The sequence below is a fragment of the Paracoccus litorisediminis genome, assembly GCF_009711205.1.
GTDB classification, from domain to species: Bacteria; Pseudomonadota; Alphaproteobacteria; order Rhodobacterales; family Rhodobacteraceae; genus Paracoccus; species Paracoccus litorisediminis.
This window is the reverse complement of record NZ_WMIG01000012.1, coordinates 78599-98710: the sequence shown is the minus strand read 5'-3', so window position 1 is coordinate 98710 and position 20112 is coordinate 78599. Positions and strand designations below refer to the sequence as shown.

Sequence of the window (20112 nt, the reverse complement as noted above, 5' to 3'; positions counted from 1 at the left end):
AGCGCCTTGAAGCTGTCAAACAGCTTACAGATCCGTCACGGGAACGGTAAAATCCGCATTTGCCCGTGATATTTCCAGTTGCACATCCAGCCCCGCCCCGTCGCGGTTCTGTGCGATCACGCGCCCGCCATGTGCGCGGGCGACGGATTGGACCAGTGCCAGTCCCAACCCATGCCCGCCGTCGGAACGGAACCTTTCGCCCAGACGGGCCAGCCCCTCGGCGCTCATCCCCGGCCCCTCATCCGTGATGCCAAAACGGATGCTGCCGTCCTGCACGGTCAGGGACAGCTGGATCGTGCCGCCCATCGGCGAATGGCGGATGGCATTGTCCAGAAGGTTGCTCAGCGCCTCATAGATCAGGGTTTCATGGGCGGGGACGGTCAGAGGCGTCTCGGGCAGGTCCAGATCCAGCACCAGCCGCTTGCGCCGCGCCCCTTGCAGATGCAGACGCGCGACCTCGGACAGGATGCGCGCCGGGTCCACCTGATCACCCGCCTGCCCGATGGCCGTGGCATCGGCGCGGGCCAGGGCCAGCATCTGGGCCGTCGTCCGGGCCGAGCGTTCGATGACGCCCCGCATCGCGCGCAGCGTCTCCTCGCGATCGGCGGGGTCGGCGGTTTGCAACGCATGGTCAAGCTGCATCCGCAAGACGCTGATCGGCGTGCGCAACTGATGCGAGGCATCGTCCAGAAACCGCCGCTGCGCCCCGGCCAACGCCGCATGACGCAAAAGCAGCGCGTTAAAGCTTTGCACAAGCGGGCGGACCTCGACGGGAAGCTGATCCTCGTCCAGCAGGGACAGGTCGCTTGGATCGCGCCGGTCAAAGCGTTGGCGCAGCCGTTCAAGCGGGCGCAGGGCCGCGCCAAAGCCAAGGATCATCAGCCCAAGGCCAAGACCCGTCACCACCACGTCGCGCCAGAAAGCCGCATTCGCGATGAGCTCCAGCGAAGCCTCGCGCGGGGCCGCCGTCTCGGCCACCTCGATGATTACGTCCTGCGCCTGCCCCGCGCCATAGAGCGGCGCGGGCAATGTCGTGCGCAGCGCCCCGATGCGCACGCGCTGATCCAGATATTCCGCGTCAAAGAAATGTGTCTCGTTGGGTTTCAGATCGGGGGGCTGCGGCAAGGCCGCATCGCCGATCTGCACCAGCCCGTCCGCCGAGGTCACGCGGAAATAGACCGTCCCCTTCGAGGTCGTGCGCAGGCTGGCGAAAAGCGCATAGGGCAGATCGACCCCCAATCCGCCGCTTTGCAAAGAAATATTCGCCTCGATCGCGCGCAGCGCCCCGTCCAGCGTCCGGTCATAGGCGCTGTCGGCAAGCTGGCTGACATTGACCTGCGTCAGCCACCAGGACGAGCCAAAGAACAGCAGCACCGTCGGCACCATCCACAGGGCGACGGTGGCCCGCAGCGATACCCTAGTCCGCGGCATCGGCTTCAAGGAAATAGCCAAGGCCGCGCATGGTCACGATCCGCATGTCCGAACCTTCCAGCTTGCGGCGCAGGCGATAGATCATCACCTCGACGGTTTCGGGATTCATGCTGTCATCCTCGCCGATCAGCCGGTCGAGGATATAGGTTTTCGACAGCGGCTCGCCATGCCGCATGATCAACAGCCGCAGCACCGCATGTTCCCGAGGGCTGAGCGGCAGGGCATCGCCCCGCAGCCGGAACTGGCGCGTCGCCTGATCATAGCTTAGCGACCCGCAGGCATAATTCCCGGTCGCGCGCCCATGGCTGCGCCGCACCAGCGCCACCAGCCGTGCTTCCAGCTCATCCAGCGCAAAGGGCTTGGTCAGGAAGTCGTCGGCCCCGGCATGCAGCAGCGCCACCCGTTCGGACAGATCGTCGCGGGCGGTGGCGACAAGGATCGGGACCGCGCCCCCGGCGGCGCGCAGGCGCGCCAGAACCTCGGCCCCATTCAGGTCGGGCAGGCCCAGATCGAGGATGATGGCATCGTAATCCTCGGCCAATCCGCGCCGGACGCCGATCAGGCCGCTTTCCTCCCATTCGGCAAAGATGTCGCGGCCGGACAGGGATTTCACCAGCCAGGTCGCCAGATCGGCATCGTCTTCGATCAGCAGGCAGCGCATCGGGTCCCTTTCGCGGCATGGCAACGGTACATGCCGCAAATCAGGATAGCCTGCAACGCGGGTGGCATCCGGCACGGCTTCACGTACAGCACGGCTGACATTCACCGCGAATGACGCCTGGAACCGCTATGTCCGGCGAGGCCTCTGCCCGTCAGCGCGGATCACTGACCGCGACATAGACAAGTTGATGTCCGCTATAGGCGGCCTGCAGCCAGGTATTGCCGCAATGCTTGTACATGTGGTTTCCGACCTGCACATCGGAACAGCCCGACGGGGTGCTGCGGATGATGCTGCCGATCGCAAGCGCAGTGGCCGCGCCCCACAGGATATCATCATCATTGTCATTGTCATGCCAGTATCCGGGCCAGTAAGGGCCGCGGGGGTGATGATGGTCGTGGTGATCGTGGTGGTCATCGTGATGGTCATCGTGATGGCGCGGCGGTGGCGGCCGGTGATGCGCGTCATGACGCGGTGGCGGCGGCTTGTGCCCCGCAGGCGGATGGGGTTTCGCATGGGACCCGGCATGTGGCGGTGGCTTGTGATGCGCCGTGCTCGGATGCGCGCCGGGGTGTTTCGGGCGGATCACCACGTGAGTGCCGGGATGGCCCATATGCATCCCGCCGCTGCGACCGCCGTGAAAGCTGCCCCGTGCCTCGGCCGCAGGGGCAAAAGCCGCCGCGCCAAGGCTGACCATGACCAATGCCGCGACTCCGCGTCGCGTGTTCAGAAGGACGTTCATTGCTGCGGCTCCGTTTCGTCGTCAGGGGCCAGCTCGGTTTCAAGGAAATCGATCCGCTTGGCGCCTTCGGGCGGCTGATAGGTGAAGATATCGCTGGCGGGCTTGGCCTGCTCATCCCAGGAATAGGTGGCGACAAAGCGGGGCCGCGCGTCGTCCTGACGATCAACGACCGAGATCCGCGCGGGCAGCGATGTGCCATCGGTGCGCAGCCAGACCTCCCAATCCTGATCATCGGTGCGGAAGGCCCAATGGTCGGTTTGCGCACCGTTGATCGTGGCGGTGCCGACCTTGAAGGCTTCCTTGATCTGGTCGATCGGCTCGTCCTTGGTTCCCCACTGAAACAGGTCCGCGGCCGGGAAGCTTACCGAATAGGTATCGGCGGTGTAGTCCAGCACCTCCTTGATCGTCGGCGGCGCGTTTTCGATCTGCGCGTAATAGCCTTCGGTCGGAGAGACATAGCTGACGGTCTTGCCGTCATAGTAAAGCTGGCGGTCGATGACATCGGTCTTGAGGTCGATGCGCATGTGATCGGGTCGCTGGACCTGATACTGGACGGTGCCCCCGATCAGCAGCTTCTGATCGTCGTCCAGCACCACCTCCATCTCGGTCTGCGAGGTCAGCGCGAATGTCTGAAGACCGGCAAGATGCGCGCCCATGGCATGCAGCGCCTCGATCGCGGCGGGTTCGATGGGGTCTTCGGCAAATGCTGGTCCCGACAGGGTCGCGGCCAGCAGAAGGGCTGTGATATGGGTCTTATTCCCCATGGTTACCTCGGTTCTAGGTTGTGGCCTAAGGTTAGGGCTGCGGCCCGCTGCAGGAAGGGCTTATGGGGCGAACCATCACAGGGGCCGACGTCACGAAGGTCTTCATCCAGCCCACCGTTCACACGCCATAGTCCGGCCAAAACGCGCCAAGGGCGGCCTTGTTCCGGCGGGAATGTGCGACAAACGGGCACAGTCAGCAGATTTGGAAGCCGCGTCCGATTGCCCGCTGGCAAGCCCCGATATCCGGGACTACAAGGTTCCTAAACCATCGAACGACGCGGCCGGATTCCCGCACGCCAAAGGCAAGCCATGGATAAACCAGATGAATTCCGGCACCACAGATGTTTTCCGTCTGGCAGAGCGAGCCCGGCCCGACTCATCCAGACGCCCGTGTTTGCGACCTGATTGAACTGAAAGACCAACGATCATCATGGAAATATTCACCCCAGAGGGACTAAGCGCCCTTCTTGCCGTCATCGGGATCGACCTGGTGCTGGCCGGCGACAACGCGATCGTCATCGGCCTGGCCGCCGCTGGCCTGCCCAAGGAACAGCGCCCCCGCGCCATCTTTATCGGCATCATCGCGGCGACCGTGCTGCGGATCATCTTTGCCGCCATGGCGACGCAACTGCTGCAGATCGTCGGCCTGCTGCTGGCCGGTGGCATCCTGCTGCTTTGGGTCTGCTGGAAGATGTGGCGCGAACTGCGCACCAGCGCCGCCGAGGAACATGCGGCCGAGGAAGCGCTGGCGGATCATGACCTTGACGGCGACGGCACCGTCGGGGGCGGAGTGCAGCAAAAGACGCTCAAGCAGGCGGTGACGCAGATCGTCATCGCCGATGTCTCGATGAGCCTCGACAACGTCCTCGCGGTTGCCGGCGCGGCGCGCGAGCATCTGACGGTTCTGGTCGTCGGGCTTGTCCTGTCCATCGCGATGATGGGTCTGGCCGCCAGCTTCATCGCCCGCCTTCTGAACCGCCACCGCTGGATCGCCTATGTCGGCCTTGCCGTGATCTTCTATGTCGCGCTCAAGATGATCTGGGAAGGCGCACATGAGGTCGCGCCCTATGTCCGCCACGCCCTTGCGATGGGCTGATCAAGGCGGACGGTTTCCTTCGCCTTCTCGCCGTTTCCGGGATGGTCCACGCGACCTCCGGGAACGGCTCAATATGCGGCGCATCCTAGGCGCAGGCGTTCACGCGATTGTTCAGGTGGAACCGGCGCTGCGACATGTGCAGGAATGGACAACACCTGCTGGCCTTTATAACTTTTGCCCCATGGTCCGCCGCATCATCGCCCTTCTTGCTGCCCTGTACCTTGCCATCGTCGCGACGGCAGCGACAGCGCATGCGGCACGTGCGACGCTGGAGGATGCGGTCGTTTCAGCCCATGCCGGGCACGCGGCCATGGCGGACAGCACCCATGCGGCTTGCGGGGAAAAATCCGGTTGCAGCGCTGGCGATGCCGACAGCTGCGCAGCCGCCTGCGCCGCTTTGATCTGCTTTATTGTCCCGGTGCAGGGCGATGTCTTTGTCGATCACTTCACCATCACGCATGTCCGACCTGTCGACAGCATGGGCCTTGGCCACAATCCGGGCCTGAACGAACGCCCCCCTCAAACCCGTCTCCTCTGATCGCGTCCGGGCCACTGCCCGCGGCGCCATATTGGACCTGAAACGCGGGACTCCGATCCCGAGGAGACGATCATGAACTCGCTTACCCGACGCGGCTTTCTGGCCGCAGGCGCTGCCACTTTGGCATCCGCCCAACTGCCCCATGCCGCTTTTGCGCAGGTAACGCCCCTCGCGTTGAGGGCAACCCGCCGGACACTCGACATCGACGGACGCGCGGCCTCGGTCCTTGGCCTTGCCGGTCCCGGCGGTCAGGGGCTGGTCCTTGATCCCGATCAACGCTTCCGGGTCGATCTGACCAACGATCTCGACATGGCAACGATCATCCATTGGCACGGCCAGATCCCGCCCAATGCGCAGGACGGCGTGCCCGACATGCCGATGCCGCTTCTGTCACCGGGAGAAACGCGGTCCTATGACTTCCAGCCGATGCCGGGCACATTCTGGATGCACAGTCATGTCCCCACGCAAGAGATGCAACTCCTCGCCGCGCCGCTGATCGTTCGCAGCCCCGAGGACCTGCGCGCGGACCGGCAGGAGGTCATCATGTTCCTGCACGATTTTTCCTTCAAATCGCCCGAGGAGGTTCTGGCTAAGATCAGCGGCGGAACCGCGCATGGTGCCTCGACCGCGCATGACATGACGGGCATGGGCATGATGCAGAGCATGGACCATGGCACCATGGGTGGCATGGCCATGGACCTGAACGATCATGACTGGGACGCCTATCTTGCCAATGACCGGACCCTCTCGGACCCCGAAGTGGTACAGGTCGAACGCGCAGGTCGCATCCGGCTGCGGGTCATCAACGCCGCTGCCGCTACGGTTTTCTGGATCGACACCGGCGCGGTCGAAGGGCGGCTGGTCGCGGTGGACGGGCATCCGGTTCAACCGATTGCGGGTACGCGCTTCGGCCTTGCCATGGGCCAGCGGCTGGATCTGGAAATCGACCTGCCGGGTGAAGGCCGCGCGTGGCCGATCCTTGCGCTGCGCGAGGGCGCGAAAGAGCGCACCGGCCTGATCCTTGCCCCGCCGGGGGCCAAGGTCGCCCGCATCGCGCCGCTTGCGCAGGCCGATGCCCCGGCCTTCGATACCGACATGGCACAAGAGGTGCGCCTTGTCGCGATGGCCCCCCTGCCCGACCGGCCCGTCGCGCGCAGCCAGATGCTGATGCTGGGCGGCACGATGCAGCCCTATCTGTGGACGATCAATGGCGCGACATGGGGCGACCATCAGCCCGTCATCGCCCGGACCGGCGAGCGGGTGGTCCTGACATTCCACAACATGTCGATGATGGGCCACCCGATGCACCTGCACGGCCATGTGTTTCAGGTCGTCGGCCTGAACGGTCGCCGGGTTTCGGGCGCAAGGCGCGACACGGTCTATGTGCCGCCGATGTCGATGGTCGATATTGCGCTGGATGCAGGTGAGGCCGCCCGCTGGATGCTGCATTGCCACCACATGCCGCATCTGGCGACCGGCATGATGACCGAGTTCGCGGTCTCTGCCTGACAACTCTGACATGATGATTGAAGGGACACGAAAATGAACAGCATCAAGCTTTCGCGCAGGGCGGCGCTGGCCGCCGGGGTGGCGCTGATTGCAACCTCACTGCCCGCCGTAGCACAGGAAACCGGGCCGCAAATGCATGTCCTGAAGGACCCCAATTGCGGCTGCTGCTCCGCCTGGATCGAGATCGTCGAAGCCGCGGGGTTCCGGGTGACGACCGAACTCAGCGCCGGAGCCGCCCTCATGCGCTTCAAGACCGAAGGTGGCGTCCCCGAGGAAATGGTCTCGTGCCACACCGCGCGGGTCGGTGGCTATCTGCTGGAAGGTCATGTTCCCGTCGCCGATATCCGCCGCCTGCTTGATGAGCGCCCCGACGCCATCGGTCTGGCCGTACCCGGCATGCCGGTGGGATCGCCGGGCATGGGACCGGAATCCGAGCGTGAGGCCTATGACGTTTTCCTCATCCAGAGGGACGGCAGCACGACGGTCTTCAGCCATTACGACGCGACCTGACTTCGGTTGCGGGTTGGCGTTGCTGGAGGACTGGCAAAGACTTCCAGCTGACTAAACGGCCCAACCTATGCGGCGAGGAAAGGCCCTCGCCGCGTGGCGATGTAATGCGATCAGGCCGGGAAGGCGTCGGCAATGATGGCCTCTGCCACGGCCCTGTTTTCACCCCGCTAGTTCTGAGCGTCGCCGGGGTTCTTGCGCGGGTATTCTGGTTTTCGTATCGCCGACAACTTTGGCAATCGGGTGAGATTTCCTGACATAGGACCCGCTCGAGGTAGCGAAGCTGATCCAGACCATCCCGCAGGAAGCCTTGGTTCAGCCGTAGCTTTCCCCGATCCTTTTCCAATTTTTGAACAAGACACAGCCCGGGTGTTGGATCGTGTGCGGATCGACGGCGGATCCTTTGGGCGACCTGCAGGGCAATACAATCCCGTCTGTAGCCGGCACGGCCGTGTCCCGCGTGATGGTATAGGAGGCCGTGCGCGGAGCCCCGGCGCAACGCAGCGCGACCGGGCGCGACGGTGGCGGCCATCGTCGATCTTCGAAGTAGGTTTGGGTTGCGATGACGATGACCGATAAAAAGTGGTGCTGCTTGAACTCATTGAAAAGCAGGCTGACGGCGAAATGCTGCGCGAAATTCCGGCCTATGCGGCCGAGCGTATCATGAAGGCCGAGGTAGAACTGCGAACCTGTGCGGCCAAAGGCGAGCGCACGACCCTGCGGGATGTTCAGCGCAATGGATATCGCGAGCGTGACCGGGACACCCGGGCCGGGCGTATCAAGCTGGAGATTCCGAAGCTGCGCAAGTGCAGCTATCTGCCCAGCTTTTTTTGAGCCCCCTCGCACGTCCGAGAAGGCCCTCGTGACCGTGATCCAGAAAGCCTATGTGGGGGGAATTTCCACGCGTTCGGTTGACGACCTGGTGAAAGCCATGGGTACAGGCGGGATGAGCAAGTGCCAGATCAGCCGGCTCTGCGGCGAGATCGACGACCGAGTGAATATCTTCCTGAACCACTCATTGGAGGGGCGCATGGCCCAACCTCTGGCTCGATGCCACCTATCTGAAGGTGCGCGCAGGGGTCGTATCAACAGCCGCGCCGTCATAGTGGCCGTGGCGTTCAACGAGGATGCAAGCGCGAAGTTCTGGGCGTGGCCACCGGACCCTCGGAGGCCGAGGTTCTGGACCGAGTTCCCGCGGTCTTTGGCCGACCGTGGGCTGCGTGGCGTGAAGCTGGTGATCGCAGACGGCCACAAGCCCCTTCGGACTGCCGCGTGCATTGGATGCGAAACGCGCTGGCCCATGTCCCCACCAAGCAGCACAGCACGGTGGCGGGAATGCTGAAGACGATCTTCGCTCAGGACACCAAGGAGGTAGCCGAGGAGTAGTGCGCTGTCGCGACCCAGGTGCTTCGCGAAAAACAGCCCACGCTCGGCGTTCTCATGGATGCCTCGCGCGACGATGTCCTCGCCTACACGTGCTTTCCACGCGAGCATTGGACCCAGATCGCGTCGACGAACCCGCTCGAAAGGATGAACCGCGAGATCAAGCGCCGGGCCGATGTCATCGGGATTTCCCGCATGACGACGCCGTCGTCCGCATCGTCGGAGCACCGATGCTCAAGACCAATGACGAATGGGCTGTCGCGCGGCGCTAAATGAGCCTTGAAGGCCTCGCCCGCTGACAATCAAAACGTCAAGCTGCTTGCTGTGGCCTCCTGAACTGCCTCAGACCTCGCTGGAGGTCGGCGTTCCTGCGCCATGCTTTCGGAAACGATCCAGTCAGCGCCGGTAGACCACGTCCAACCTTCTTTCAGCAGAAAGCCCTGCGGCGGCACTCGCATCGCGATGGGCCGAGTCCGATCAGATACCGCATCGCCTCATGCGCTAGCGTCCGGTACCACGCCCGCGTCAGCTACCCAACGCGGTGGAGTTTTCCCCATATCACCGCATCTCGACGATAGGTTTTCACCCGGTCTCCCATCTTGATTGGAGTGAGCGAGGGCGCCGTTACGTGCTGTGATACCCAAACTCGACAAACTGATAGTCCGCCAATTTTCGCGAGGTCCTCGCTTCCTCGTAGACGTGAAGCTGGACATCTCCCGCGCGCAGCTACTCGGTCAGCCTTCTGATATCGTTAGGGCGATGTGGGCTCGTTCCCCGGTGGCGGGTCTTACCACGGCGGTCGGCATGCGCCACCGCTACAGAAGGCGTGACCCGGTGGACACCCAGCCCGGCAAAAATGCATTAGGCCTCTCCCGCACTCTTGAGGCTCGCCACCAGTCAAGTTGGCGGCACCCCTCGAATGGAGAATGCTGCGAAAGAGACTGCCGATCCAGTCAGCTCACTCCCTATCATCGGGTGGTGGGAAGGGGGAGGTTCCCCCAACGTCGCAGCCAGTGTCTGTAATCGGCGGATTCGATCTGCTCGACACTGCGTAACAAGCGGCGATCTCGGCGCGCATCGCCGTGTCGGTAGATCGCGCCAGAACAGCCACGTAAGCAGAAGCTGCGCCCGCGCCGTGGGTTTAGAGGCACGGTTTGGCAGGAAAACACCGTGAGATGGCTACAAGTCGCCGCATCTCCCTGCCCTGTTGCACGATGTGGTTGGGTTTGACGCCAATACAGTCACGTGGTTGGGAATCGGAAACATCGTCGAACTGAAGAACCTTAGGCCATAGACAGTATCACTCTGCTGTGTGACGCTATCCCCGAAGGACGCACCTGAACGCTCTCAGCGGTCAAACTCAATATGAAAATGCTGCGGATGCGGGGTGGGGCCGGTGTCGATCTGGCCGGCGGGACCATCTGCCCGCCGCAGGTTCTTGCGGGCAAGAACGGGTTTTAGGATAGCGGGGATGACAGCCTCGTTGATTGCGGCGCCGAAGCAGGTGTGCAGGCCGTAACCCCAGATGATGTAGGTCTCGAACGGGCGGTCAGTGCGGAACTCATTGGGCTTGGGGACGGCATAGCGGTCGAACATCGCCGAGAGGGTTGCTGCAAAGACCATCTGGTCTTTCCGGACGCGAACCTCGCGCAGGGTCGACTGGGCGATGACCGCATCGCGGGTGGCGCGGCGATAGATGATAGGGTTATGGGGGTTGAAGCGCAGCGCCTCCCAGATGCAGCGGGAAAGCAGGGCATCGTCGCCCGAGACAGCCGCCTGATGCGCAATGCGCAGGGCGTCGGGGCGGTTCAGCAGCTCATCCAGCGCATAGCAGCAAGCTTTTGAAATCGTGGGAATCGCACCGATCAGCAGGCCCAGCAGGTTGTTGCGGATGCCCAGATCGCTCATCCCCGGCGTGCCCGCTGATTGCAGCGCCAGACAGCGGTTCAGCAGATCGGCATAATCGGACGGGTTCGCCTTGCGTGCGACGATCGCCGCATCAAGATAGGCGCGCAGCCCGGATGCGGCCTGCATCGCCCGCGCGTGCAAGGCGGGGTCGGCGGGCAGATCCTCGAACAGATACCAGAACAGGGTCGTGGTCCATTCCTGCATGGTCGCGGCGTCGGGGCCGCCGACCCCGAAATAGCGCGCAGTCATATCCCATGGAACCTGAAGCGAAAGTTGCGCGGGCAGATCCAACCTGCCGTTGCTGTTCGCGACGATCTCATCCGCCAAGGCACGCGCGCGGGGCAGGACGATCTCGGCCACGTCGGGACGGCGGGCCGCAAGCCGCATCGCCGAGGTGTCGCGCGTGTAATCCCAGCCCGGCTGCATCCCCAGAAAGAAATTATCGCCATCGGTCAACTGGCGCATCCGGCTTTCATAGACGACCTCGAAATCCTCGTCGCGGCGCAGCACGTCAAGGCAGTCATTGCTGCGGGTCACGATCACCGTGCCGCTGTTGTCATAGGCTTTCACCAACTGCCGCTTGAGCGAAAGGTTCGGCGCGAATGCCCGCAGCACCTGCAGGACCATGCGTTGGGTCGGGACCTGCTTGAAGGCCACGGCAAGATTCTGGCGAAAGCCGCCACCCACAGCCAAACGCGCCCCCAGCGCCAGCAGCCGAAGAGCCGCCCCGATCCCCTCAAGCCAGACCATCAGAACCGCAAAAACCGTCGTGACCGCGTTGCGCAGTGCTGCAAACATGCCCTTATCCTTTCGGCGAACGCGTCATGTCGGGTCGATAATGCCCATCGCCATCATGCGCAGCGATGTCATTGAAGGGACAAAGAAATAATCCCCGCCCCGACATTCGACGAATGTTTTCAGCTTGCTCATCACAAAGGGACATTTGCCGGATTTCGGGTCCGAATTGATGGTGAAGCGCTTGTGCCGGTCGTGATTGCCCAGCATCGGGCAAGTGTCGTTGCCCTGATGGAAGTCCAACCCGTATTGCGTCCATTGCTGCTGCACGAATTCGAACTGGCGCGACAGGCTGGCGCACATCGACATCATCGCGACGCCCTGTTCGGTCTGGTCGGTTTTCTGCACGCCGGCGCGCGGACCATAGGGCAGACCACGGCGCAGGATGCGACGGCGCTTGTTCAGGCCGGATGTCGCATTCTCATTCTTGAACTGCTCACCGGTCGCGGGGTCGATGCCGATCTGGTTCAGCGGGTCCAGATAGTCCCGCGTGCTCATCCGCCGAAGATGCGAGCCGACCGGCGTCTTGTAGCCCAACATGTCATCGGCATAGCGGAAATCGGACGCGGCGGGCGAGCGGATATAATCCAGCTGCTTTCTGAGCGCCTTGAACGGATCGGGGTCGGCAAAACCCATCTTGTCGTTGAAGGCCAGCCATTCGGCATAGGTCGGGGCAACCGCCAGCGGCACGCCATTGGACCAGCGCCCGCACATCTTGCCGCGCAGGGTTTCGCGGGCTTCCTCCAGACCGACGCCCTGCACCTTGGCAAAGGTCTCGGCCTCTTCGGCGACGATCTGATCGAAAGTGGCGACGTTCTGGTGCAGCTTGCGATAGGCCATGAAGCTGCCATTGGTCATGAATTCCGGTGGCCGGGCGATCGGGGGCAGCTCCTGGCTTTCGTCGGGGTGGCCCAGAACGAACTCACCGGTCTCGATCGGCTCCCAGCCCTTTTCCTTGGACATCCATTTGCCACGACCGATCACGGCTTCCTTTTCCAGATCGGGCGAGAACTGCCCCCTGAAAACCGGATCGCCGATGGCATCGGCAAAGCCGAAATGCTCGGTCGGCGAGGGGACCAGCAGGCCGTTTTTCTCAAAGAACAGCGCCGAGGCCGACTGGTATTCCTGATCGCCATTCTGGCCATTGGTCGCAAGGATGCTTACCCCGCCGCCAAGCTCGGCGCAAAGATCGCGCAGCCATTGCGTCTCGAGCTCCAGCTCATCGACCGGCTCATCCGTGCCCAGCTTCTTCAACTGGGCATTCAGGGCGATCCAGATATGAACATTGTCGGAATCGTCGCCGTCGCCATTGCGGTTCGCGCGCCAGATCGGGTCCCACTGCGCGTCCCAGCCGACGGCCTCGGCCTCGGTCTTGGTGACATCGCGATCCCCAAGGATGAAGGCGCGGTCACGCATGCCCGAGATAAATTCTTCGGGCATGCCGCGCAGGGTGCGCTGCGGCACCTGCAGCTTGTACAGGCCGAAGAAGGTAAAGGCGATGTTCCAGGTGACGGCGGGTTTCTTGTCCTCGGGCCAGGTCGCGCCGGTGGTGATCTTTTTACGAACAATGTCGACGAAACGGCGGCCCTTGCCGCAATCCGCGATGTTCAGAAAGAAATAGCGTGCAAAAGGAAAGGAATAGCGCCCGTAAGCGCGGATGACGTTCCCCTGAATGTCGTCCAGGTCGAGCCTGCGTCCCATGATCGTCCAGTCCTAGATTGAGATTCCGCCCTGTTCCCGGATCGAGATGACTCCGGGCGTTTGTGTCGGCGCGTGCTTGTCTTGCGGCTTGTGCTCGGTCAGGAAGGCGGCGAAATCCGCATAAAGCTTGTCGGGATCGGCGCCCTGATGCGCGACGATGAAATCCGAAAATGTCTGCTGCGTATAAAGCGCCTTCAGGACCGAGGGCAGGTCGTCATATTTCCCCGGTGCGAGAGGCTTGGCCCCGTTGCGCAGCGCGTAGCCCAGACTGAACATCGCGGCACCGGCGGTCACCAGCCCCGCCACCACCGCCGTCCACAGCGTGCTGAAACCCAGCATCGGAAGGTTCAGACAGCCCAGAATCCGCAGCAGCAACATCAGCACGGTGATTGCAGCAGGCACGCCCACCGCCGCCAGAAGCGACTTGACCGGCAGGTCGTTGAACTTGGGCAGCTCCAGGTAGTAATCGTGGAAGGGCATGGTCGTCTCGACATGGCAACGGTCGAGATAGGTGGCGAAATCATCCGCCGTCGTCACATCGTCAAAGCCCACGCAATTGCAGTAGATGTCCTTCAGCTCGGGACCCATCGTGTTCCACAATTCCCGAGCATACGAGGCGCGCACCTCTTTCTGCTGCTTTGCGGTCAGGTTGTGGGGCAAGGGCGCGCCATCCGAGGTCACGGCATCAATATCGGCACAAAAGACCAGATAGGGCGCATTGAGTTCGTCAATCGGCAGCGGATCGACCGGGTTGATGCCCTTGGCCGTGGCGACGACCGGGTTCTGCGCATTGCGACCGTTATAGACAACGTCGCTCAGGACGAACATCCGGGCCAGATGCGTGCGCCTGTTGCGGGCGAAGGGGCTGTTCAGCCCGATATTCTGCGTCGCCGGGCTTTGCAGGGCGGTCGGCAGTTCCGCCAATGCGATCCGCACCCGCTGCTCATACGAGACGCCGATATCGGGATCGTCCTTGGCCCCTTTGATCGGGGCCAATGTGGTCAGAAAGATATGCCCTGAATCAAGATCGGCCATGATGACACCTTAGGAGAGCGATCATCTCTCGCGGTTGAACATGTTCTGGGCACCCCGAACATAGGAGCCGCGGTTGATGTCGGCGCGTTCCGTATCAAGGCTGGCGACGGGACCAAGCCCCGGCTCACCCAGACAGTGCTGGATCCTGAACATCGCGTCGCGATAGGCGGCGGCGAATTCATCCGGCGTCTGATTGGCATGCGTCGCGGCAAGCGCCAGCACGGCATCATAGACCTTCATCGCAGCCTTCACGTCGCGCTGCGCCGAACCCGGAGTCGCGTTATAGTAGAAGTCCGTATTTATCTGATTATAAGTGATATATCTTTTGAAATCCGTCACCGGGATGGATTGCGGGTATTTACTCGCCGAGTACCAGAACAGGTTCAGGCCCTTCGGAATACCATCCGAAAATGCGTCGATATACTGATCCCAAGTCCCGTTGAAGTTGGAACAGAACAGCATGTAATCGTTTTTCAGGACCTGCTTGCCCTGACCCAGATCCGGCCAGTCCTGCGGCCTGATGATGACCCAGCGGGCGAAATGGATGATCGAAAGCCCCAAAAGCCCCAGCAAGTTCGCAGGCAAACCCCGCGAAGCCATGAACAACAGACGATTGACCCACGTGATCTTGCGATTGCTCGGCGTGACCACATTCATGGCATAGGCCTTGCCGGCGATATTCGACATGCGCGCCCTCTAAATGAAGACCGGTTCCGTCACTGTTTTCTTTTTCTGCCTTATTATTCAGAATATTGTATTTGACAGAAGTTTTTGCGTCAATAGTGACAAGCATCGGTTGTGCAGTTTGCAATCCTTGCGACATCCTTGAACTCGCGTCAAGGGAGATCAACCCTAGCGTGTATTTCTGCATGAAAATAGCATCTGCGCCATGTGGGAATTTTCCTTCCCAACCTGATCAGGCGTGGCATCATGCGCTCATGCATAAGGTGATCCTGTTCAGCGGACACATGACCGACGGTCCCGGCCGGGCCCAACCTCGTTTCCCAGCGGACAAGGAGGGCCCGATCAGTGCGGCGATCCACGACGCCTTGTCCGGTTGGCAGGTCAGAGCGGGCGATATCGGCATTTGCGGGGCTGCAAGGGGTGGCGACATCCTGTTTGCCGAACATTGCCTGACCCTTGGCGCGACGGTGCATCTGTTCCTGCCGCTGCCCGAGGATGCGTTTCTGGAAAGCTCGGTCAGCCTGCCCCGAGCGATCGATTTGGATTGGGAGCAGCGCTTCCGAAACCTCTGCGCCGCATCGGTCGTGCATTGGCCCACGTCGGCCCGCGACCCCGCTGAGCCAACCGAGCAGCCCTTTGTCCGCAACAACGCGATCATGCTGGCCTATGCCCGTGAGTCGGCGCCGATCGCGCCGCATGTCCTGCTGCTGTGGGACGGGAAATCGCCGGACGGCAATGGCGGGACAGCCGAAATCGCGCGGGCCACGCGCCACGTGGCCCATCGCATCATCATTGATCCGGCGGATTTCTGATCGGACGCGCGATCAGAACTGATGGATGTATTGCACCATCAGGATGTCCGCATCGATCTTGATATCGCCATTCAGCGTCCCGCGACCCGGATTGTTTTCGCTGGTCAGGCGGATCGGGGCATCCTCAAAGAAGGTATGCGCGTAACCCACCTTGAATGTGCGCCCCGGCCTGACCTCATAGGAACCGCCAAGGCCGACATAGGAGCGATCCGCATTCGGGGCGCGCGGGTTGCGGACCTCGGTCGGGGTCGGCGTCTCATCATAGGCGACACCGCCGAAAACCTTGACCTTGTCGTTCACCTGATAGCCCAGACCAACCGCGACATACCAGGCGTTGTCCCAGCCATTCCGGACCCTCAGATCGCCGATATTGGTGGTGTGGATATTCGTGTCCTTGAACGCGCTCCACCCGGTCAGCGTGGCCGAGGCATAGGTCTCCAACCGGTCGGTCAGCTTGCCATGCGCGCCAAGCTGCAGCATCCACGGGGTGGCGATCTCATAGCGGGCGTCTCCATCGCGCGAGACGCCGTTCGATTCCAGCACGGCCAGGTTCGCATCCGAGCCATTGACGCGGATGTCGCCGTCGAATTCATGCGTGATCTTGGTGCGGTAGGACGCGCCAAAGCGCCATTGATCCGTCGCCTGATACTCGATCCCGATGATCGCGCCGAAGGACAGGTCGTTGCCCTCAAAATCGCTCGCCAGGTCGCTCGCCTGTGAGGGATTGTCTGGCGTCAACGAAATGTTCGTCGAGAATTCCGAGACATAGTACTGAATGTTCAGGCCTGCAGCGATGCTTAGCTTGTCATCGACCTTGTAGGCCAGCATCGGGGTCAGGTTATAGGCCGTCAGCTTGGTCGTGGTGGCGGTGTAGCGCGAGGCGGCAGTATCGGTGTAATCGGACTCGGTCGCCCAGGGCGCGTTGAAGGACAGACCGAAGTAAAGCTGGTCCGACAGCTGATGGCCAATATACCAGTAGCCCGACAGCGTGTTGTCCAGAAACTGCGTCGGCGTGCCGGGGCTGCCATCGGTGACCGGCGCGCCGCTGGCTGTCGTCGCCGACAGGTTTTCGAAACTGTCGCGCGGCATGATCAGATCTGCCCCGAACGAGGCGTTCGTGCCCGGAAAACGCGTCAGCGAAGCGGGGTTGGAATAAATCGCCGAAATATCGTCGATGCCCGTGCCATTCGCCGAATATGCCGTCCCCAGACCGGTCGCGCTTTGATGAAGGTTTTGATAGCCGTTTGCCGCAGCCATGGCCGGCAACAACCCAAGGATGATTGCGTGGGATGATGCAGAAAGGGGAATGAAGCGCATCGTCGAATCTCTTTCAATATATGGTTGCTGCTTCGTTCGAATCCGCAGCCGCTTGTCCAATCAAGGACAGCCCATGTTCCATCCAGACTGCCGCACCGAATATAGACCATCCGCCATAACGCCAGTCGGCGAGTGCGCGGAATCCTCACTTTTTCCATAATCGGCAAGGCACGGGTTTTACTTGTCTTTTCCAGTAGCGCGCGGCCACCCTTTCCTGTCAACTGCTGTCATATTTGTTCACTCATATTCCACAACCTGTGCGATTTTCGCCTCACCCTTTTCGCGTGACTTGGCATGAGTAATTCACGTCACATCCGCCGATGATTCGACGAGGTCCAAATGGATTCCGAAATGACGGTCCTTGACGGAGCACATCCTTAGCGCGAACATCCCCGCAAAGCGGAGCGCGAAATTGGTAAATATCGGCAGGAGATGGGGTTGGCCCGCGCTGCGTCATGCGGCGCTTCCTTTTGCCGCCACCTTTCTGTGCGCATTCGCGGCGCAGGCGCAAAATTGCAACCTGCCGGACGTGCCCAGACCTGCGGATTTCCCGGATCAACCGATCAACATCTTTATTCCCCGCAGCAGCAATTCGGGCTCACTGGGCCTCAGCCAGAAGATCGCCGAGGCGATCGAGGCGCTGAAGGACAAGGACGGAAACCCGCTTGGCCTTAGGGTAAACACGCTGTTCAAGTTCGGCGGCGACATGAATGTCGCGCTGGATTATTTCAACGGTTTGCCGCCAAACGGCTACAACGTGATCCAGTTGATGGACACCTATTCCAGTCTGCTGGCCAGTTCGACGGGCGAAGGCAACCTAGTGCCGATCAGCATGGCGCAGGTGACCTTCAGCCAGCTTTACATTCGCGCGGACGATACCCGGTTCTCCGATCTGGGCTCATTCCTCGATTATGCGGCAAACTCCGCAAAAGGCAGCGATCCCGTCCCGCTCAGGGTGGCACTGTTCGGGGCTGCGGAAGATCGGTCGGGTCAGGAAAACATCCTGCTGAGGAAGTTCATCGCGAACTACGGAACAAACGTCGTGGCCGATACAAGCGTCGCACCGACCATTGTATCCCATGCCTTTGAAAGCGGCTCAGAGCGATATTTTTCCCTTTTCAGTCAATCCTCTGACCAGCGCAGCGATGCGCTGATCGAACAGCCCGGCGACGTGGCGCAGCTGATCTCGGGCGGGTTGCTGAAGCCGATCTTCACCTTCCTGCCACAGCAGGACCTCAACCCTGAAATCAGCGCGCGGCTGAAGGAGCGGCTGGGCCAGACCGCCTCATTCCCTGATACGAGCGGCGAAAACTGCCGCGCCTATTACCGCTACCGGGGCTTTTTCATCCCCAAAGACGTGCCCGCGGATCGTCGGCAATTCCTGGAATGGGTGTTCCGCAAGGCGGTCGATTCCGTGACATTCCGCGAGTTCAATCACGACGAATACATGGATGTTCTGTATTTTGATCGCGACATTCTGGACAGCTACTGCACGACCGGGCAGCTGAACGAGTTCTTTCAGGACAGCATTCGCGACCACCGCGCCTGCATCAGCGGCCAAGACACGGCAAAGGCCGCGGGATGACGGGGCCGCTGTCTTTCTCAGGCGCGGACCACCCGCCAGCCCCAGCGGGATCGCAGCAGGCCCGGACCGGCCTGATCCAAGCCGCGCTGATGGATCTGGGGACGGATCACGACGCCGATCACGGGGCTATCCATGACAGGTTGCGCCTGATCTGTATCGCCACGCTGCGTGACATGGGCATCGACCCTTCCGATACGTCATATCTGGATGACCTCATCCTGCCGCTGGCATTGTTCATCCGCGCCCGCGCAAGGGGGCGGACGGGCGCCTATCTGGTCGGAATCGGGGGCGGGCCGGGGGCGGGAAAAACCACGATGTCGCGCCTGCTTGCGCGCTGCCTGCAGGAGATCGACCGACCAGCCGCGACATGCCTGAGCCTCTCGATCGACGACTTTTACCGGGCACGAGAGGACCGGCTGCGCATGGGCTTCAAATGGCGGACCCTGCCGGGCACCCATGACACCGACCGGATCGCAGACTTTCTTTCGGCGCTGGATGATAACGGCGCGACCATTGCCGTACCGCGCTACGATCTGGGTCGCGATGAGCCCTTGCCCGATGAGCCGCTGATCGCGCGCCCCGCCATCTGCCTGTTTGACGGCGCGATGGTCGGCTCGACCCTGCCCGGCTATGAGGTGCTGGCGCAGCGGTTGGATTTCTTCATCTATCTCGATGTGCCGACGCCCCTGCTGCGGCGCTGGCGTTTCGACCGGGAACGGAAACTGCGCCAGCGCAGCGGCGGCAAATCGGGCTTTCCCCTGCGCCGGATGCAGGAGTTCTGGCGCGAGGCCCTGGGTCCCAGCATCGACAAATGGGTGCGGCCCAATGCGCAAGCCGCCGATCTGGTGCTGAAATTCGACGCGGTCCGGGCCGTGACCGCCGCCTATTCGCCCAAGACCATGCGTATATTTCCTGACGGAGTGGAAAAGTGACCGATCTGTGCATCCCCGACGCAACCCGCGACCGCATCGAGGCGCTGCTGGTGCAGGGCAAGAATGTCTATCAGCCGCTTTACAACGCGCCCTTCGCGCCCTCCATCGCCCCGCTTCGCCCCTGCGATGACCGCTGCCGCGCGGTCGAGGCCAGCATGGGCGACCGCATCGCCGGCCGCAAGCTGTGGGATGTCGGCTGCTCGCTGGGCTACAACACGCTGTATTTCGTCGAACGCGGCATGATCGGCCATGGCATCGACATTGACCCGCGCAATGTCGCGATCTGCAATGAGATCGCGGGCTGGACCAGGGGCGAGGCGCGCTTTTCCCTTGGCGCCCTGACCCCGGAAACCGTCGAGACGATCGCGCCCGGCGAATACGATTACGCCTTTTTCTTCAGCGTGCTGCACCACATCATCGAGGTGCGGGGACTGGCCGCCATGCAGGACATGATGCGCGAGATCACCTCTCGCATTCCGACCATCTATGTCGAACTAGCGCTGCGCCGCGAAATCCCGCCCCCCGGCTACACCTGGGACCGGCACCTGCCCGAAGATGAGCTGGCGATCTTTTCCACCTGCAGCGGGCTCGACATCACCCCGATCGGTCGCTTCGACACGCATGTCGGACCGATGCAGCGCCCGCTTTACCGTGTCTCGGGAAAGGTCCGGTCCTGACATCCCTGCCAGACGACACACCCGGCATTGCCGCCGAG

At 62.0% G+C, this 20112-nt stretch carries 18 protein-coding genes and 1 pseudogene; 10 read left to right on the top strand and 9 right to left on the bottom strand.

Going from position 1 to position 20112, the window contains the following annotated elements:
• Window positions 1-24 precede the first annotated feature (24 nt).
• The 4 genes from GL300_RS17705 to GL300_RS17690 all read right to left on the bottom strand — a co-directional run bounded on the left by GL300_RS17705 (window position 25) and on the right by GL300_RS17690 (window position 3595).
• Window positions 25-1431, bottom strand: a complete 1407-nt coding sequence (locus GL300_RS17705) for a sensor histidine kinase (protein ID WP_170297709.1) — start codon at window positions 1429-1431, stop codon at window positions 25-27.
• The gene (locus tag GL300_RS17700; protein ID WP_155040987.1) at window positions 1418-2092 is read right to left on the bottom strand and encodes a response regulator; all 675 of its coding nucleotides are present in this window, start codon (window positions 2090-2092) and stop codon (window positions 1418-1420) included. The genes GL300_RS17705 and GL300_RS17700 overlap by 14 nt, the downstream gene beginning before the upstream one ends.
• Window positions 2093-2243: 151 nt before the next feature.
• Entirely contained in the window at window positions 2244-2831 is a 588-nt protein-coding gene (locus tag GL300_RS17695; RefSeq protein WP_155040986.1) for a hypothetical protein, read from the bottom strand.
• On the bottom strand, window positions 2828-3595 hold the full coding sequence (locus tag GL300_RS17690) for a DUF2092 domain-containing protein (RefSeq protein WP_155040985.1): 768 nt from the start codon (window positions 3593-3595) through the stop codon (window positions 2828-2830). Before GL300_RS17690 ends, GL300_RS17695 begins: the two co-directional genes overlap by 4 nt.
• A gap of 430 nt (window positions 3596-4025) precedes the next feature.
• Here GL300_RS17690 and GL300_RS17685 point away from each other — a divergent pair, with 430 nt between their 5' ends.
• From GL300_RS17685 to GL300_RS17665, 6 genes and pseudogenes are all read left to right on the top strand, one after another.
• Entirely contained in the window at window positions 4026-4691 is a 666-nt protein-coding gene (locus GL300_RS17685; protein ID WP_155040984.1) for a TerC family protein, read from the top strand.
• 73 nt (window positions 4692-4764) lie between these two features.
• Window positions 4765-5229, top strand: a complete 465-nt coding sequence (locus tag GL300_RS17680; protein ID WP_170297708.1) for a hypothetical protein — start codon at window positions 4765-4767, stop codon at window positions 5227-5229.
• 72 nt (window positions 5230-5301) lie between these two features.
• Entirely contained in the window at window positions 5302-6738 is a 1437-nt protein-coding gene (locus GL300_RS17675; RefSeq protein ID WP_155040982.1) for a multicopper oxidase family protein, read from the top strand.
• A gap of 33 nt (window positions 6739-6771) precedes the next feature.
• Window positions 6772-7248: a DUF411 domain-containing protein gene (locus tag GL300_RS17670; protein WP_155040981.1), complete on the top strand. Its 477-nt coding sequence runs from the start codon at window positions 6772-6774 to the stop codon at window positions 7246-7248.
• A 579-nt stretch (window positions 7249-7827) separates the two neighbouring features.
• Entirely contained in the window at window positions 7828-8079 is a 252-nt protein-coding gene (locus tag GL300_RS26785) for a transposase (RefSeq protein WP_343043105.1), read from the top strand.
• Window positions 7970-8904: pseudogene (locus GL300_RS17665) on the top strand (transposase). The gene GL300_RS26785 and the pseudogene GL300_RS17665 overlap by 110 nt, the downstream one beginning before the upstream one ends.
• Window positions 8905-9975: 1071 nt before the next feature.
• Here GL300_RS17665 and GL300_RS17660 read toward each other — a convergent pair.
• The 4 genes from GL300_RS17660 to GL300_RS17645 are packed head-to-tail and all read right to left on the bottom strand — an operon-like array spanning window position 9976 to window position 14754.
• Entirely contained in the window at window positions 9976-11334 is a 1359-nt protein-coding gene (locus tag GL300_RS17660) for a cytochrome P450 (RefSeq protein ID WP_246195234.1), read from the bottom strand.
• A 24-nt stretch (window positions 11335-11358) separates the two neighbouring features.
• A complete protein-coding gene (locus tag GL300_RS17655) occupies window positions 11359-13032 on the bottom strand; it encodes a Dyp-type peroxidase (protein WP_155040980.1) in 1674 nt (557 codons plus the stop codon).
• Window positions 13033-13044: 12 nt separating this feature from the next.
• Window positions 13045-14067, bottom strand: a complete 1023-nt coding sequence (locus tag GL300_RS17650; RefSeq protein WP_155040979.1) for a hypothetical protein — start codon at window positions 14065-14067, stop codon at window positions 13045-13047.
• A gap of 21 nt (window positions 14068-14088) precedes the next feature.
• Window positions 14089-14754, bottom strand: coding sequence for a hypothetical protein (locus GL300_RS17645; protein WP_155040978.1), 666 nt, complete (start codon window positions 14752-14754; stop codon window positions 14089-14091).
• 251 nt (window positions 14755-15005) lie between these two features.
• On the opposite strand from GL300_RS17645, the gene GL300_RS17640 reads away from it, so the two are divergent.
• Window positions 15006-15563 carry a hypothetical protein gene (locus GL300_RS17640; RefSeq protein WP_170297707.1) on the top strand — a complete coding sequence of 186 codons (558 nt, stop codon included), beginning with the start codon at window positions 15006-15008 and terminating at the stop codon, window positions 15561-15563.
• 12 nt (window positions 15564-15575) lie between these two features.
• Here GL300_RS17640 and GL300_RS17635 read toward each other — a convergent pair whose 3' ends face one another.
• A complete protein-coding gene (locus GL300_RS17635) occupies window positions 15576-16880 on the bottom strand; it encodes an OmpP1/FadL family transporter (protein WP_155040976.1) in 1305 nt (434 codons plus the stop codon).
• Between the two features lie 412 nt (window positions 16881-17292).
• On the opposite strand from GL300_RS17635, the gene GL300_RS17630 reads away from it, so the two are divergent.
• Genes GL300_RS17630 through GL300_RS17620 form a run of 3 tightly spaced genes read left to right on the top strand, consistent with a single transcriptional unit; the run spans window position 17293 to window position 20074 of the window.
• Window positions 17293-18465 (top strand): type 2 periplasmic-binding domain-containing protein, encoded by a 1173-nt coding sequence (locus tag GL300_RS17630; RefSeq protein ID WP_155040975.1) that lies wholly within the window; start codon window positions 17293-17295, stop codon window positions 18463-18465.
• Window positions 18462-19397 carry a hypothetical protein gene (locus tag GL300_RS17625; RefSeq protein ID WP_155040974.1) on the top strand — a complete coding sequence of 312 codons (936 nt, stop codon included), beginning with the start codon at window positions 18462-18464 and terminating at the stop codon, window positions 19395-19397. The genes GL300_RS17630 and GL300_RS17625 overlap by 4 nt, the downstream gene beginning before the upstream one ends.
• Complete coding sequence (locus GL300_RS17620; RefSeq protein WP_155040973.1) at window positions 19394-20074, top strand: methyltransferase domain-containing protein; 681 nt, start codon at window positions 19394-19396, stop codon at window positions 20072-20074. The genes GL300_RS17625 and GL300_RS17620 overlap by 4 nt, the downstream gene beginning before the upstream one ends.
• Window positions 20075-20112 lie beyond the last annotated feature (38 nt).